Origin of the sequence: Staphylococcus sp. GDY8P120P, from assembly GCF_017892065.1 — a bacterium.
GTDB lineage: Bacteria > Bacillota > Bacilli > Staphylococcales > Staphylococcaceae > Staphylococcus > Staphylococcus nepalensis.
In genome coordinates this window covers 35,574-52,427 of the sequence record NZ_JAESKI010000022.1, presented here as the reverse complement: position 1 = coordinate 52,427, position 16,854 = coordinate 35,574, and the positions used below count along the sequence as shown (strand labels likewise).

The window sequence follows — 16,854 nt, the reverse complement described above, 5'->3', positions numbered from 1 at the left end:
ATGTTTAAATTAAAATAGATTAATGTGTCTCTAATGCAATCATAAACTAGCACCAGTACTTAGTTATTAAAATATTATGTAGATTAGTAGTGCTTCTACAAGTATTTAAATGATTGTATTTGTTTGCCCAATCTGATCTTTCTTAGAATTACAACGGTGTCTGATTAGAAAGATTAAATGCTGGTTTATGCTTAATCATTTTCACTGTTATCACTTCAAACTTTAATTTTCAAACTGTCATAAGCAATTGTCGATGAGATCCCCGCTTCGCTTAACTGTCGTTCTAATGCTTTCGCTTGTAATTGAGTTAAACTTTCTGTTGCTTCAATATGCGTGAAATATGTATGTTTAGCGTTGATGTTTTTAGCAATTTCCACACATTCTTCAAACGTAGCTTCGCCTAATGTACTTAACATACCTTCCTCATGAATTCGCTCTTTTGTAACAGGGTTTACTTCATTACTACCAAAAGGTAAGATAGCTACATCTACATCCTTTACTTTATTAATCGGTTGAAAACCTTTGATTTCATCTGGGATTATGAGTAGTCGTTTGGTAGGTGTAGTTATATAAAAACCAAAAGCAATTTTTTCTGATAATTGAATCCATTCAATCGTTGTATCTTTAATCGTAATCTTTGCATTATTACTTACAATTTTTAATTCAACAACCCCTATTTGTTGTAAATACAACAAATGATTCCAATGCCCAAAATATGTTTTAAAATCTTCTACTTCTTGCGATGTTAAATATATTGTTGTGACTTTCGATTGGGGTATTGTGTTCACAAAATCAAAATTAAGTGTTTCCCAAATTCTAAGACCCATTGTATGATCTGGATGCCAATGTGAATATATACCATATTTAATATCGGCTATTTTTGCTTGTCTTAACTGATAAAATATATCTTCTGAACTATCAATTAAAAGTTTCAAATCGTGAATAAAAAGACCAGGACCGGTTCGTATAGGCGCATCTTTATGTTGTGAAACTGAATCAAAAAGTGAAGGCACGCCTCCCGCAGTTCCTAAAAATTCTACAATCATTATAAAAGGTCTCCTTGCTATAAAATTATGCTTATTATATACACTTATCACACCAATATTCAAACTTCTAATCTAAAAAGAGCAGAAACAAAACCAAATTTAGATTTGATTTTAATTCCCACCTTTTTAAATAGAAGCTATATTTTAAAAGTTATTTATAGACATGGCTTCACATACCATTTATTTCCAATTTTTATACATAATATCATTTTAAACTTTTAAACTTCACACTATAATATCACTCGATATTGATAACTTCATGTGCTAGCCGTGCTGCTTCATAATTAGAATGCGTAACAAAAATGATTGGAATTTGCCATAACTTAAAAATGCGTTTAACGAGTGAAATACTCTCTTCTTTAGTCGTATCATCTAAACTAGAAAATGGCTCGTCTAATAATATTAAATCTGGTTTAGTACTTAGTGTTCTAGCTAACGCTACACGTTGAGATTCACCGCCCGAGAGCCGAATTGGAAATTTAGTTTTCAAATGTTCAATATTTAATTGAGTAATTAAAGTATCAATATGATCAGAAGGTCCTGCCATAAATGTAATATTTTGAAAGACGTTCATATGCGGAAATAACTGATAATCTTGAAATAGATAACCTATATTACGATTTTGAATTTTTACATCAATATGATTGATTGTGTCTGTCAGAGTATGATTATTTATGCTTATTAGGGCTTGATCTGGTTTTCGTAAACCTGCTAGCATATTTAATATTGTCGTTTTACCGATGCCTGAAGGGCCCTTAATTGCATAAATTTTAGGTTCAGCATCTTCAATTTTAATTCGGAGTTGTGTTTGATTTAGTAAATGCTTTAAATCTATTGTTAACATTAACGCACCTCTCGATAAACATCTTTATTTAACACATTAATTGTACCGATTACAGTTACAGCAAATGCTACCAACACTAATACCCAGAGCCATGCTTGATTCTCTTTTCCTTGTTCCACTAAGAAATATATCTCTAATGGTAATGTATTAGTCTTATTAGGAATATATCCCGCCACCATTAACGTAGCACCAAATTCACCTATTGCACGCGCAAAACTCATCATGATGCCTGATAATATAGGTCTTTTAGACAATGGAAGAATAATTTCAAAAAATATTTTACGCTCACTTGCCCCCATTGTTCTAGCCGTATTCAACATCTTGTTATCAATACTCCGGAAGCCTTGTACAGTATGCTGATACATTAATGGGAAACTAACGATAATCGACGCTAACACTGCTCCAGTTAATGTAAATACGACTGGCAAATGTAATATATCCGTAAAAAATGAACCAATTATACTTCGTGGAGAAAACACTATTAATAAGATAAATCCCATAACTGTCGGAGGTAAAACAATGGGTAAAACAATCATACTTTCTAGTAATCTAGCAATAAAACCATGACGTTTATACAACCATCTTGATATAACAATACCTAAAATTGTAACGATGATCGTACTAATAATTGCTACTCTTAACGATATCCAAAATGGTGTGACATCTGGCATTTATAAGACCTCCTAAGCATTGAATTTATATTTTTTTAAAATTTCTTTTGCTTCGTCTGTTTTTAAGAACTTAACCCATTCTTTAGCTAAGTTTTTATCTGAAGTTGTAGCTGATTTATATGTAATTGGATTTTTTAGGTTTGCAGTTTCAATTTCTTTCACTTTACTTTTTCCATTTTGCTGACTTTGGTATAAATCTGTTTTATAAACATACCCTAATTGAGCATTGCCTTTTTCTACATAATTCAATACTTGTCGCACGTCTTTTGCAAAAACTAAATGCGGTTTTACATCATTAAAAAGTTGATTATCTTTTAAATATTGCTCAGCATATTTCCCTGCAGGAACTGACTTAACTTCACCAATAGCTAACTTATCATCATCTTTTAAATCTTTCACGCTTTGATAGTCGCTATCTTCAGCGCCAATTAATACTAAAGTATTTTTGGCATATTGATATTTATTTTGAGCTTTTTCTCCTAAAGCATCAACATCTTTTGTATTCGCAGACATAAAAACATCAACAGGCGCCCCCTTTTCTATTTGTTGTCTTAAAGCACCTGATCCACCATAATTAAATGTAATATGTGCATCTTTATGCTCTTTTTTGAACGCTTTTTCTAAATCTTTAGTTGCATCCGTCAAACTAGCTGCGGCTGCAATATGTAGTTCGTGTTTGGCATCGTTGCTATTAGATTTTTGTTCATCATGATTACCTTCAGTATTGGAACATCCTGCTATCATGAGACACATCATAATACATGCAAAAATGATATATTTACCTTTTATTTGCATTTAATCTCCTCCTATTTCTTTTAATTATATGCTTATTCATTTCAAAAAAAAAGAGCAGATACGTAAGTAGAAATTACCTTGTATCGCTCTTTATATGATTATTTATTATTATAAAGTTTCAATAAAACGCTCAAACGCCTCTTGACCCTGTGACGTATTTTTAAATACGCCTGCATCTTCTAGTACACGTTTGAATTTATGTCCAACTTCTTTTTCGATGATTTCATCGACATTTTTTTCATTAATATCATAGTTTGCTTTCATTTCTTCAGCCCATGTCTGGTGCGCGCCTAATGATTGCTGATGATTTCCTAATAAAAAAGCCTTAACTTCTTGCAGTTCTGTTTTCAATCGTCCAGGTAGAATAGCTGTACCCATGACTTCTATCAGTCCGATATTCTCTTTTTTTATATGTTGTACATCTTTATGAGGATGGAATATGCCATCAGGGTAAGTTTCTGATGTCTGGTTGTCCCTTAAAACAACATCCAGTTCATACTGACCATGTCTAAAACGTGCAATAGGTGTGACAGTATGGTGACGGTCACCTTCATCACTATATGCTCTGATTGCTTCACTTTCATCTGAATAATTATTCCATGCGAGCCTAATACATTCTGCTGCTTCTATTAAGTTTTCTTTATTAGTACTTTTGAGGCGTATCACACTCATTGGCCAATGTAATGTAGATGCTTCTACGTTTGTAAACTGTACCAATTTAAAGTTTTGAAGTTCTTTAGCATTATCCATCGGAAAGGTATGTCTGCCAGATTGATAATGGTTATGCGTAAGAATCGACCCACCAACTAACGGTATGTCCGCGTTAGAACCAATAAAATAATGTGGAAATTTGTCTACAAAATCCAATAATTGCACAAATGTTTGTTTATCAATATTCATTGGCACATGCTCTTTTGATAGAACGATACTATGCTCTTTAAAATAAGCATAAGGTGAATATTGAAATCCCCATTGCTCATCTCCTAAATTCAGTCTCACTATACGATGATTTGTTCTTGCTGCTTGCAAAACAGAGCCTTTAAATCCTTCATTTTCTAAACATAATGCACATTTAGGATAGTCTGTTGAAGGCGCCTCTTTAGCTTTAGCGATTTGCTTTGCATCTTTTTCGGGTTTAGATAGATTAATAGTTATTTCAAGATCGCCATACTCATTTGATACGTCAAAATGGATGTTATTTGCTATAGCATCTTCTTTTACGTAATGATTACGTTTCGTAATATTATAAAAATAATCGGTAGCTTCTTTTGCGTTTCGCTTGTACAATTCATTAAATTGATCGTTAACCACAGATGGTCGCGGTGTAATTAAATCTAAAATCTGAGCCTCAATAATTTCTTTATTATACAATGCGTCATCAATACAGTTTGCTTTTATTGCTTCTTGAATCCAGTCTTGCGCAATAGCATTGGCTGTAGCGTTTGGGCTAAATTTAGGTGACGCTGTGTCGTCTATACCAGATGCATTTAAAATACTGATCAACCTGTTTTGAATATAAATGGCATCTTCCTTTTCATAATCACCATATGTGGTAGCATATGAAACAAATAACTGCACAGAATGTTGATTCAATAACATGCATTATACCTCCTGATATCCGTTTGGATGTTTTTCATGCCATTGCCACGCTGAACCGATAATATCGTGAATATCGTCATGTTTAGGTTTCCAACCCAATATTTGTTGCGCTTTATTACTTGATGCAACAAGTTTACTTGGATCGCCTGCTCTTCTTTCCCCAACAACAGCGTTGATTGGTTTATTTGTTACTTTTCTTGCAGCTTCTAAAATTTCAAATACAGAATAACCTTGGCTACTTCCTAAATTAAAAGCTCCAGATTTTCCGCCATTTTTCAAATGTTGAAATGCTAAAATATGCGCGTCAATTAAGTCTACAACATGTAAGTAATCGCGTATACAAGATCCATCTTCTGTATCATAATCATCGCCGAAAATCGTCAGTTCTTCTCTTTGACCCAGTGCAACTTGCAATACGATTGGGATTAAGTGTGTTTCTGGTCTATGATCTTCACCGATCACGCCATTTTCTTTTGCACCTGCCACATTAAAATAACGTAATGCTGCATAATTAACACCATAAGCTTCGTGGCTCCAGTGCATCATTTTTTCCATCATTAATTTACTTTCGCCATAAGGGCTCGTAGGTGTTTTAGAATCGTCTTCTGTAATTGGTACAGCATCTGGTTCTCCGTAGACAGCTGCTGTTGATGAGAAAACAATATGTGCTACATGATGGTCGTACATTACTTCTAATAGCACCTGCAAACCATAAACATTATTATTAAAATATGCTAGTGGTTTTCCAACAGATTCTCCAACTAATGAATAAGCACAGAAATGAAAAACGCCTTCAATATCTTCGTTTCCAAATACACTTTCTAAGAATGCCTTATCACGTATATCGCCCTCATAAAATTTTGCCTCATTATGCACAGCTGCTCTATGACCAGTTCCCAAGTTATCTACAACTACAACATCGTAACCTCGATTGATTAACTGATCTACTGCATGACTTCCAATGTAACCTGCGCCACCTAATACTAATACAGACATAAAAAAATCCTTTCTAATTTATATTTTGTGTTTATATAGTTTTAACGCCATCACTGATACCTACATGATAAAATGATGGTTCATAACCTATTTTTGCCAAGTATTTTTTGGAAACTTCATCTTCTAATGCTTTGATTTGTTTTTTGTGTACTAACGCAATCGCACATCCTGCAAAACCTGCACCAGTCATTCTTGCTCCTAACACGCCTTCAACTTGTTGTGCTGTTTCAGCTAGCGTATCGAGTTCCATGCCTGTTACTTCATAATCGTTTTTCAATGATGTATGTGAATCATTTAATAACTGACCAAATTTTTCAAAGTCGTTGTCGGATAATGCTTGATGTGCAAGTTTAGTACGTTCATTCTCTGAAACAGCATGTCTCGCTCTTCGCCGTTGTACTTCATCCTTAATCAGCATTTGATACATTTCAAATTGATCCATTGTTAACTCACCTAAAGACTGAATATTTAGTTCTTGCTGTAATGATGCCAATGCAGATTCGCACTCACTTCTACGTTCATTATATTTACTTTCAGTTAATGAACGTCGTTTATTTGTATTCATAATTGATATGACATAATCACCAAATTTGGCGGGAACAAAATCATATTCTAATGTTGCTGTATCTAATAAAATAGCATGTTCTGATTTACCCATTCCAATAATAAATTGATCCATAATACCAGAGTTAACACCCATAAAATGATTTTCTGTACGTTGTCCTATTTTAATAAGTTCTAGTCGCTCTAAATCCAAATTAAATAATGCTTTTATCAACCAGCCTGTTAATAGTTCAATAGAGGCTGATGACGAAAGACTTGCACCATTCGGTATATTCCCCTCCACCAAGATATCAAAGCCTTGGTTTATACCAGGAAAAGATTCTTTTAAATATTTTATGACCCCTTTAGGGTAGTTTGCCCAGTCATCGTCCTTCTCAAAAACCAAGTTATCTAAATCTAAAGTTATCATGCCAATATTTTCAAAATTATTAGAATATAGACGAATCAATTTATCGTTTCGTCTAGCAGCTAAACCGTATGTCCCTAATTCAATTGCTGCTGGGAACACATACCCTCCGTTATAATCTGTGTGTTCACCAATTAAATTAATACGCCCAGGTGCAAACGCACTTACTTCAGCTTGCACATCAAATAAATCTTTAAACTTATTGCGCATTGCTTCTATCATAATAATCCCACTCCTTTTTAAAGACGATATAAAAAATACAATTTATGGTAGTAAACTTAAATAAAGTTTACTTGTTTACTAAATGTTTTGTCAATGTGCTTTGTTTTTTACTTTAAATGTAGCACGTTCTTTTAATTGTGCTTCTGCAATGACATGAATAGCAATTTGTCTTGTATTATTTATTCTTTCTTCTGCCATTCTTACTGCGATTCTTCCGTACTCATCTATAGGTATATGTACGCTGCTGATAGAAGGAACTGCATATTGAATAATTTCCAAATCATTAAAACTAATCAATTTAACGTCATCTGGTAAAGTGATTTTTTCTGCTTGTAGTTGCTGTAATATGCCGATTGCAACCATGTCGTTACCAGCAATAAACACTTGAGGTAAATGATTTGTTTTCAATAATTCTTTTACTGCATTTACACCGTCCTCTTTATTCCAACCGTTAAGCAATGATTCACTTATTATTTGGCGTTTTTTACACCATTCCGTAAAAGCTTTAAATCTTACGTCTTCAATTTGTGTATTATTTGAAGTTGGCAAACCTTCCAAGTTTTTGATCGTGTGTGTGCCACCTACATAAACAATATGATTTAATCCTGTGTTATCAATATCATTTAATAATTGCAGCATGGAATCATATAAATCTGAATATACTGCGTCTATAGATTTAGGCGTATTAGGGTTATTAATGACCACAATGTTATGGTTATATTTCTGTAGTTCTAAAATTGATTCGGACGAAAAGTTCCCTACCACAATAATAGCTCCTGCTTTCGCTATTTTAGTTATATCTATATCATCATGTTCCCCATCAATACGTAGCGTTCTCCTTAACGATAAATTTAATCGTTTAACCTCCGCTTCAATTGCTAACCTAATTTCTCTGTAATATGGATCAGACATTTCTTTTGCACGTGAAGCATAAGTAATAATTTGAATACTTTTATTTTTTCTTTCCATTTTTTTATATTGTAAATTTTCAGCGGTTTCATGAATTCTTCGTCGTGTTTTTTCTGCTACAGATAATGTAGGATCGTTATTTAATACACGTGATACTGTGCCAGGGCTCACTTCCGCTTCGCGCGCAATGTCTCTGATGCTAGCCATTTAGCTTTTCACCTCTTTATATTTGTTTACTATAAGTTTACTTCTATGCATCCTATATAGCAAATATATTTATTGTAGTTAAATTAGTTCAGAGTAGTACAAATTAGGCTTCTTTTAAAATATTTTATTAACAGGTGTTATCAAGATTACTAGGAACAAAAAAATGGAATAAAAAACATGTTCATCTTTACGGGATATTGTCGCCTTTTAAAATATTTTATGTCCTACGCATATTGAAACTGTTTATTTTTTTTGCAACTCGAAATGCGCTAAAATAAATAAGTGAATATGAATTGGGGGATGAATAATATGAATGAAGACGTTTTAACAAATCAGCATATTGTACGATATGAAAATGGTAATCTTATAGAGACGACTGACCATTATGTCACAGAATTCCCATTAACCATCATGGTCAACGGAGAAGAATTTGCTACGGTCATTTGTAGTCCAAATCATATGGAAGAACTGGTCCTAGGATTTTTAGCATCAGAAGGTGCTATTTTAAAAAATGATGATTTAAAATCAATTCAAATAGACGATAGTAAAGGGTTCGCTCATGTTGAATTAACTAAATCACTCAATGAACGTTTTGAATACTCAACTAAGCGGATGATTGCCTCGTGTTGTGGTAAAAGTCGTGAATTTTATTTTCAAAATGATGCGGCAATAGCTAAAACATCTATGTCAAAAATCACTTTAATCCCGTCTCAAGTACTCAATATGATGACACGTTTACAAAGTGCAAGTAAAATTTTCAAACAAACCGGCGGTCTTCATAATGCTGCTATTAGTGATGGTGAAGCTTTTTTCGAACATAGACAAGATATTGGTAGACATAATGCACTAGATAAACTTTATGGTTATTGCATTCAGCACCATATACCTATCCGTGATAAAGTGCTCATATTTAGTGGTCGTATATCTTCTGAAATACTTATTAAAGCTGCTAAGATTGGCGTTGGCGTTATTTTATCTAAATCTGCTCCAACCACATTAGCAGTATCGCTCGCCCAAGATTTAAATATTACTGCAATTGGTTTTATTCGTGATGGCAACTTTAATGTTTACAGTCATCCAGAGCGTATTACTGCAACAAAAACTAATTAAAAAGCGGGACAACGATTTCATTTTTTAAATGATTTCGTTATCCCGCTGAAACTACCGGAACTGAGAAAAGCGCACGAAGATTGATACTTTTACATACCAAGCGACGCATCTTCAACAATGATATAAACTGTGTTTTTCGACTTCTCTTAAATATGTTCTTTTACAATATGATAACAAAAGCTTATGTATACATAGCCTTGTTTAACATACATATCTTTTGCACTATCTTCTCCATCAGCAATCAAAATGATTGGTCTTCGGTTAGCTAACTTTGCTACAATGCTTTGCATAACGCTACCAACACCTTGTCTTTGGTAACATTCTAATACACCAAAGCCGTCGATTTCCACTGTATCTTCTGTCACAATCAAATCTAATATACCAGCTGGTTGCCCATGTTTGTAAGCGATAAGACGCGTCTTGGCATCATCATTAAAGTGATTTTTAATCATCCGCGTGCTTTCTTCAACGTAGCCTTCACCATATGGTGCTGCGAATTGCCTATAAACACTAATATAATCCTCTAGCGTTGTTTCATCTACAAATGCCACTTTCACTTCGTCATCTGCATGACCTTTAAATTGTTGTGGCTCAATCGCATATAACTCCATTAACCCCAATTCAAATTGTTCATTGTTAATCAATGCTATCCATTGTTGATCCAATTCAACATTTTCAGGAAAAGTAAAAGTTAAATGATTAGAATTTTGCTGTTTATGCATATGTGTCTGTGTAGCAATATCCATTTTCCACTGGTAAATCGAAGGCATTTGTTTATATACCCACTTATTGGCATCAAATACTAAAGGGGTAGTTGGCGTTAAATAAATTGATTTATACCAATCATTATCATAAATATCACCGGGTTGAAAAATATCATTTAAAGATATATTCATAACTACCTTGCCCCCTTACTCATAATAATTACTTAAGTAGTTGCTTAAATTGACTATGATTTAACATGATATTACCTATAAAACTAGCTATCACAGCTTTAATAATATCTGCTGGCATAAATACAAAAGAAAGCAACACAGATTTAGACATTGGTATGTTCGTCATAATTCCCATTAACAGCGTACCTCCAATATCTAATAAAACTACGCCTATCACTATAGTTGTAATTAATAATACAACAAAATTAATTTTTTTAAAATATAAGTCTCTTACAAGTCCAATAAGGTATGTAATGACTGGGTACATAAATAAAAAGCCTGCTGATGGTCCAGCAAACACACCGATACCGCCTCGACCGCCTGATAGTAACGGAAGACCCGTAGCCACTAACAATAGCAATACAATAATACTTAATGTCCCATATTTACGTCCTAATAAAATAGCAGCTAAAAATATACCAATATTTTGTAGCACAATTGGTACAGGCATAATAGGCAGCGGTATGGCAGGTATAAAGCCTAATATTGCAATAATTGCTGTCATTAGTGCCGTATAAACTAAATATTTTGTTGACATCATCAAACCTCCTTTGATGATGAAAATTATACCATTAATGTAAACTATATAAAATAAAAAGTTTACATTAATGGCGCGTCATTTCATTTTAATCCAAAAAAGCGAGATAATGAAATCTCATTTTTTAAAAGATTTCGTTATCCCGCCAATGGTGATCAACTAGAAAAAGAAATACATAAGCTAACGCCCTGTACAAAAACTTAATATAAAATCACTTCTTATTAACTAACGGCTAACAATATTTTAGATGTATTCAAAATATTGTTTGATATCATTCAAATTTTCAAATGATTATTTGCACCTTGGTCTTTTAAGAGTGGGCTTATGAATTTAGATTTAAAAATTTCTCTTTTAAATCTTTTCTCATAAACTCTAAGGTATATGGATCATTGTACCAGTATGCTTCTGCTTGTACCTCTATAACTCTATCATTTTGAACAGCCGGTAAATTTTTCCAAAGATCTGTTTTTTTATAACCTGGTTCTGATTTGCCTTCACTAGTTGAAACAATATAATCACCTGCATAGTCAGCAAGTTTTTCTTGTTTCACTTCAGCCCATCCTTCTTTTTTAACTAATTCAGTTAATTTCTCAGGTGCTTTCAAACCGAATGCTTGATACATCACTTCACCGCCGCGACCCCAGTTAGGACCATAAGTATAAAGTTTTTTATCAAACTCATCAAAAATTGAGACTGTGGCATCTTCCCCAATTTTATCTTTAATTTCTTTTCCATCTTTTTCAGTTTGTGCTTTCCATTTATCTTCCCATTCTTTTACTTTATCTTCTTTTCCAAGTAGCTTACCTAACTCTTGTTGTTGATCTAAATATTTATGTTTACCATAGTCATAAGCTACGGTCGGCGCAATTTTTTTATACTTTTTGATATTTTTATCATTAGAATAAACTACAATCAAATCTGGTTTCGTTTTTGCTACTTTTTCAACATCATTTTCCCCAATTTTTTCTACGCCTTTAAATTTATCTTTTAAAATCTTACTACTATCAACTTGTTCGTTTACTGCAACTATATTACCACCTAAGTATTTAATGCCACCAGCATACGTTGGCGCGACAACTGCAATACGTTTAGGGTCTTTTGGTATATCAATTTTCTTACCACTATCTAAAGTGTAAGATTTCGTCTCTTCTTTTTTATTATCAGTGTCGTTTTCTGACTTATTCCCGCAAGCAGCTAATACTAAAACAAGTGCGATAATTGAAAATAATAATTTTTTCATAATGTTCCCTCCATTGAAAATGATTATCAATACCATTGAATTATATAATGCTTAGTCTTTTTTAACAATAGTAAAATATGAAAATTTTTACTAATTTTAAAGTTAAAAAATAAGCCTCCTAGGTTTTTAGGAAGGCTCATTCAAACATAAACCGATTATCTTTTAATTTTAATTCATAATGCTTGGGTATCTCTAGACCACAGTAAGCTTTCGTATAGCAAACCGTCGCCTTGACTATCAAAAGGCATCACGTTAATACAATGAATTTGTACAACTTTGCCTTCTATATTAATATAATCATATAGAAATAACCCATCGATTTAATTCATTATTTTGATACCACATAACTATTTAATATTTATACTCGTCATTATATAGGCAAAAACATAAAGCTATGAAGTTTTTGACAAGTAAAATACAAATGGTATCAAATTGGTTCCAATGTACAATAGCTAATCAAACAATCCCATCAGTGATTTAGATATATTAGTATAAGCCATATCTTCCATCGGCGGATTATGCAACCCAGCACGCATATCTCTATAATAACGTTGCAATGGACGTTCCATTTCTAAGCTTTTAGCGCCAACAATACGCATTGCAATATCAATCACTTCTAGCCCTTGATTCATAACTAATACTTTACTAGCTGATGTTTCATTCCAAACCGGCTCATCTTGCTCATGATTGTATAGTGCGGCCGTGCTCCATAAAAAATGACGGGCTGATAGTAATAATGATTCCATTTTACCGATATTTTGTTGGACAGTTGGTATATCACCAATGGCCCCCTCTATACTTGCCGGGCTATAATTCTTAGCAAAATCAATTGCATAATCTCTTGCTGCTTGAGCAATCCCTAAATAGGTACTAGGAATATGTAAAATCCATCCATTCGGTTTTTTTCCGCCTGCCCCTCTAATTTCAACAAAATTTTCTTCTGGAATAAAAACATCATTTAAAATTAAATCATGACTTTCAGTAGCACGCATACCTACCATATTCCAATTATCTGCAATTTCAACACCTGGCGTGTTTTCTGATATCAAGAAGAAACCTACTTTATCTATTTCTTCATAATATGCACTGACAATAAAATGGCTCAATCTTTTACTCATTGAAGTGAAAGTCTTAACACCATTCATCACAAAACCATCGTCCTTTTTAACTGCATTAGTAGCCGGTCTAGCGCCACGCGTTGGACTTCCTGTTTCTGCTTCACTGATAGCTCTATTAACCAAAGCACCATGTTTCACAGAGATTGCAAAGCGATCTAACATGTCTTGTTCCCAAGCTTGCTGCTCATATAATTGTCCAACGACGCTAAGATGCCAACCTATTGAAAGTGCTGTAGCACCATCAATAGCTCCTAAATAGGTTTGTAGCACTACCATATCTTCGACAGTCGCACCTTCCCCACCATAAGCTTTAGGCAATGTTAATAATGTATAGCCTTCTTTGACCAACCAATCAATATTTTCATATGGAAAACGTGAATGTTTATCGTTATAATCAGCTTTTTCTTTAAATTGTTCTTTGACCGTATTGAATTTTTCTATCCATTTCTTTTGAATACTCGTATGTATTAATGCAGAATAATTCACTATGTCCACCTCTTTTTTAGCCTTTTCTTTATTTAAACTTAGTGTAACACTCGCTTATAACGAAAGAAAGTCTTCCAAACAATAAATCCTTACTTTACCGATAGGGTTTATTGTGATACTTTGTATTTATTGATAGTCTAGGGGGTAAAAAAATGATTTCAGTAAAACATTTAATACATAAATATAAAGACAATACCATACTTAATGATGTGAGCTTTTCGCAAAACAAAGGTACTGTGACAGCTATTATAGGTCCAAGCGGTTCAGGTAAAACAACGCTCCTTAGAACATTAAATGCATTAGCTATACCAAAATCGGGCACCATCCAAATTGGCAACAAAACATTTGTGGGTGATAAGCATTCCAAAAAAGAGATTTCCCAACTCCGAAAAAACTCCGCTATGGTTTTTCAAAACTATAATTTATTTAAAAACAAAACTATTCTGGAAAACATTACTGTAGGGTTGATACATGGTAAAAAAATGCCAAATAAACAAGCAAATGAAGTAGCTATTTCTTATTTAGAACGTTTTAATTTATTAAATCAAAAGGATAAATATCCTTCTCAATTATCAGGTGGCCAAAGCCAACGCATCGGTATTATTCGCGCTTTAGCACTCAATCCAAAAGTATTACTTTTAGATGAACCTACATCTGCACTTGACCCTGAATCAATTCAAGGTGTTTTGTCACTCATCAAATCCATTGCACAAGAAGGTATGACAATGGTCATCGTCACACATGAAATTCAATTTGCTAAAGCAATTGCCGATCAAATTTTATTTATAGATGAAGGTGAAATATTAAAGGAAGGTTCACCTCAAACCGTTTTAGAATCCTCTGATTCTAAAAGGATAAACCGTTTCTTAAATACCGTAGAAACGGAGCGTGAATTAACATGAACCACAATAAATACTTTCTTCTAGTTATTGGGGTTTTTATTACAATGCTGTTAAGCGGGTGTAATAAAATGGAAGAATCCGATAATCAAAAAAGTAAAAAAGAAATTAAAGTAGCTATATCTGCAGAAGTGAACCCGCCATATTTATATACAGATGAACATAATGAATTTACAGGGTTAGATATCGATTATTTAAAACGCTTAGAAAAGAAGTTACCTCAGTATCAATTTAAATATGAAGTTGGTGAAGAAGAGTCAAATTTAGTCGGTATTGGCGCTGGGAAGTTTGATATGGGCATTAATTGGTTTTTTAAGACACCTGAACGAGAACAACAATTTCTTTATCAAGATGTCCCTTATAGTTACGCTTTACCTTTAATTGTTGTTAATAAAAATAATGCTGATATACATTCGCTAAACGATTTACCGGGTAAAAAATTAACTCCGATGGCACCAAGTGGTGGTTTGTATTCTATATTATCTCAATATAATAAATCACATACTTCAAAGATTAATATTGATACCATCCAAGAACCTTCCAATGGTGACAATTTAAAAATGATAAGTGATGCTAGGCGCGATGCCATATTTTTAAATTGGAACACATACAACGCAATACAGAAACAAATCGGCGCTGACGTTAAAATTGGCGGCATCGTAAAAAAAGAACCATTGCATATTGTCTACAACAAAAAACATCAAAAATTACATGACGATATCGATCAAGCTACACAAGAACTTAAAAACACAGGTGAATTACAAAAACTTTCTAAAAAATATTTCGATATTAATGTATTTGATGATTTAGATGAAATCAATAAGCAAAAAGATAAATTGGAGGTACAATCATGAATGAACCTGTAAATTGGCTTTCTTTATTTGGGCAAGTTTTACAACAATTACCTTTGACTCTATTAATATTTGTACTTTCTTTTGTATTTGCGCTTATACTCGGCTTTGTGCTAGCAAGTATTCGTATCAAAAAGATTAAGATACTCTCAACAATCGTTCGAGTCTATCTATCTTTTATTCGCAGTACGCCTTTAATCTTGCAACTTTTTTTAGCATATTTTGCATTGCCACAACTACTATTAATCATACAAATTGATTTAAACCACTTCAGCAGATTATTTTTTGTGATTTTAGCGTTTACCTTACATACAGGGGCTTATCTATCTGAAATTATAAGAGCGGGATATCAATCTGTAGATTACAGTCAAATTGAAGCGGGTCTTTCAGTTGGATTATCTTATCCTCGTTTTTTAAAGGAAATCATTATACCTCAAGCTTTACGTAATAGTATTCCAAATTTAACAACCCAAATCATTGAACTATTAAAAGATACATCGCTAGCATTTACTATTGGAATTATAGACATGATGGGGCAAGTTAAATTAATTATTGGGAATAATTATGGGTTAGGTATGCTAGAAGTATACATCGTGATATCAATAATTTACTGGTCCATTGCACTGATAATCCAAAGTACATTTGCTCTGATTAACAAACGAGCCCAAAAACCTTATAGCGTTTAAGGAGGAAAACATTTTGCCATTTATTATTTATACAATATTAGAAGTCCTTAAAGGTGTACCAAACACAATAATGATTTCCCTTATAGCAATGATTGTCGGGCTGATTATTGGAACACTATTCGCGTTTATTCGAACTAAAAATGTACCCATACTCTCTCAACTTATCGTTATATATAATTCATTTTTTAGAAGCACACCGCTCATTGTTCAATTATTTATGATGTATTATGGGGTGCCAAAGCTCATTATGTGGTCCAATGAACAATTCGGTTTTGCAATAAATCCTGATGTTTTCTCGCCGCTAATCATCGCGTTTATTGTTTTTTCTTTACATGCTGTTGCTTATTTATCAGAATCTATCAAAGGCGGTTTACAATCCGTTGCTAATGATCAAATTGAGGCTGCTCAAACAGTAGGTCTTTCAACATTAAGAACCTATAAAGAAATTATATTGCCACAAGCATTTAATTACGCCCTTCCAAATATTGAAAATCAATTTATCATGCTTATCAAAGGTACTTCATTAGCGTTTGCTGTTCAAGTTACTGAAATCATGGCTGTCAGCCATGTTATCGCTAATGAAGGTTATCGCTTTATAACAGTATATAGTGTTGCCGCAATATTTTATTGGTTACTTGCTATTTTGTTAGAATTGGTGTTTTCAAAAATAGAAAACCGCACATCAGCTTATATGTTCACTAAAACTTCAGCATAAAAAAGAACAGAACGGAA

The 16,854-nt window shown here is 33.2% G+C and carries 17 protein-coding genes; 5 read left to right on the top strand and 12 right to left on the bottom strand.

The annotated features are described in order from the left end of the window. Positions 1-215 precede the first annotated feature (215 nt). From KA900_RS12135 to KA900_RS12100, 8 genes are all read right to left on the bottom strand, one after another. Positions 216-1,046, bottom strand: a complete 831-nt coding sequence (locus KA900_RS12135) for an MBL fold metallo-hydrolase (RefSeq protein WP_207572742.1) — start codon at positions 1,044-1,046, stop codon at positions 216-218. A 238-nt stretch (positions 1,047-1,284) separates the two neighbouring features. Next, on the bottom strand, positions 1,285-1,890 hold the full coding sequence (locus KA900_RS12130; RefSeq protein WP_115341998.1) for an ATP-binding cassette domain-containing protein: 606 nt from the start codon (positions 1,888-1,890) through the stop codon (positions 1,285-1,287). Then, positions 1,890-2,561 carry a molybdate ABC transporter permease subunit gene (modB, locus tag KA900_RS12125; RefSeq protein ID WP_096808652.1) on the bottom strand — a complete coding sequence of 224 codons (672 nt, stop codon included), beginning with the start codon at positions 2,559-2,561 and terminating at the stop codon, positions 1,890-1,892. Before modB ends, KA900_RS12130 begins: the two co-directional genes overlap by 1 nt. A 12-nt stretch (positions 2,562-2,573) precedes the next feature. Further along, positions 2,574-3,350 (bottom strand): molybdate ABC transporter substrate-binding protein, encoded by a 777-nt coding sequence (modA, locus tag KA900_RS12120; protein WP_103372526.1) that lies wholly within the window; start codon positions 3,348-3,350, stop codon positions 2,574-2,576. A gap of 114 nt (positions 3,351-3,464) precedes the next feature. Beyond that, the gene (galT, locus tag KA900_RS12115; protein WP_210139690.1) at positions 3,465-4,955 is read right to left on the bottom strand and encodes a UDP-glucose--hexose-1-phosphate uridylyltransferase; all 1,491 of its coding nucleotides are present in this window, start codon (positions 4,953-4,955) and stop codon (positions 3,465-3,467) included. A 3-nt stretch (positions 4,956-4,958) separates the two neighbouring features. Continuing rightward, the gene (galE, locus tag KA900_RS12110) at positions 4,959-5,951 is read right to left on the bottom strand and encodes a UDP-glucose 4-epimerase GalE (protein WP_096808650.1); all 993 of its coding nucleotides are present in this window, start codon (positions 5,949-5,951) and stop codon (positions 4,959-4,961) included. A gap of 31 nt (positions 5,952-5,982) precedes the next feature. Continuing rightward, a complete protein-coding gene (locus KA900_RS12105; RefSeq protein WP_096808649.1) occupies positions 5,983-7,143 on the bottom strand; it encodes a galactokinase in 1,161 nt (386 codons plus the stop codon). 90 nt (positions 7,144-7,233) lie between these two features. Then, a complete protein-coding gene (locus KA900_RS12100) occupies positions 7,234-8,259 on the bottom strand; it encodes a LacI family DNA-binding transcriptional regulator (protein ID WP_115341997.1) in 1,026 nt (341 codons plus the stop codon). Between the two features lie 309 nt (positions 8,260-8,568). Between KA900_RS12100 and fdhD the strand changes: the two genes are divergently transcribed. After that, entirely contained in the window at positions 8,569-9,369 is an 801-nt protein-coding gene (gene fdhD, locus KA900_RS12095) for a formate dehydrogenase accessory sulfurtransferase FdhD (RefSeq protein WP_103372509.1), read from the top strand. A gap of 146 nt (positions 9,370-9,515) precedes the next feature. On the opposite strand, the gene KA900_RS12090 is transcribed toward fdhD, so the two are convergent. The 4 genes from KA900_RS12090 to KA900_RS12075 all read right to left on the bottom strand — a co-directional run bounded on the left by KA900_RS12090 (position 9,516) and on the right by KA900_RS12075 (position 13,686). Further along, on the bottom strand, positions 9,516-10,265 hold the full coding sequence (locus tag KA900_RS12090) for a GNAT family N-acetyltransferase (protein ID WP_103372508.1): 750 nt from the start codon (positions 10,263-10,265) through the stop codon (positions 9,516-9,518). A 28-nt stretch (positions 10,266-10,293) separates the two neighbouring features. Next, positions 10,294-10,842, bottom strand: a complete 549-nt coding sequence (locus KA900_RS12085) for a biotin transporter BioY (protein ID WP_096808645.1) — start codon at positions 10,840-10,842, stop codon at positions 10,294-10,296. 322 nt (positions 10,843-11,164) lie between these two features. Beyond that, positions 11,165-12,082, bottom strand: a complete 918-nt coding sequence (locus tag KA900_RS12080; protein ID WP_103372507.1) for an ABC transporter substrate-binding protein — start codon at positions 12,080-12,082, stop codon at positions 11,165-11,167. 452 nt (positions 12,083-12,534) lie between these two features. Next, positions 12,535-13,686, bottom strand: coding sequence for an acyl-CoA dehydrogenase family protein (locus KA900_RS12075; protein WP_096808643.1), 1,152 nt, complete (start codon positions 13,684-13,686; stop codon positions 12,535-12,537). Positions 13,687-13,838: 152 nt separating this feature from the next. Between KA900_RS12075 and KA900_RS12070 the strand changes: the two genes are divergently transcribed. The 4 genes from KA900_RS12070 to KA900_RS12055 all read left to right on the top strand — a co-directional run bounded on the left by KA900_RS12070 (position 13,839) and on the right by KA900_RS12055 (position 16,837). Then, a complete protein-coding gene (locus tag KA900_RS12070; protein ID WP_096808642.1) occupies positions 13,839-14,588 on the top strand; it encodes an amino acid ABC transporter ATP-binding protein in 750 nt (249 codons plus the stop codon). A 68-nt stretch (positions 14,589-14,656) separates the two neighbouring features. Next, positions 14,657-15,439, top strand: a complete 783-nt coding sequence (locus tag KA900_RS12065; RefSeq protein ID WP_369970492.1) for an amino acid ABC transporter substrate-binding protein — start codon at positions 14,657-14,659, stop codon at positions 15,437-15,439. Further along, the gene (locus tag KA900_RS12060) at positions 15,436-16,122 is read left to right on the top strand and encodes an amino acid ABC transporter permease (RefSeq protein WP_210139689.1); all 687 of its coding nucleotides are present in this window, start codon (positions 15,436-15,438) and stop codon (positions 16,120-16,122) included. The genes KA900_RS12065 and KA900_RS12060 overlap by 4 nt, the downstream gene beginning before the upstream one ends. 13 nt (positions 16,123-16,135) lie before the next feature. Beyond that, the gene (locus tag KA900_RS12055; RefSeq protein ID WP_096808639.1) at positions 16,136-16,837 is read left to right on the top strand and encodes an amino acid ABC transporter permease; all 702 of its coding nucleotides are present in this window, start codon (positions 16,136-16,138) and stop codon (positions 16,835-16,837) included. Positions 16,838-16,854: the final 17 nt, after the last annotated feature.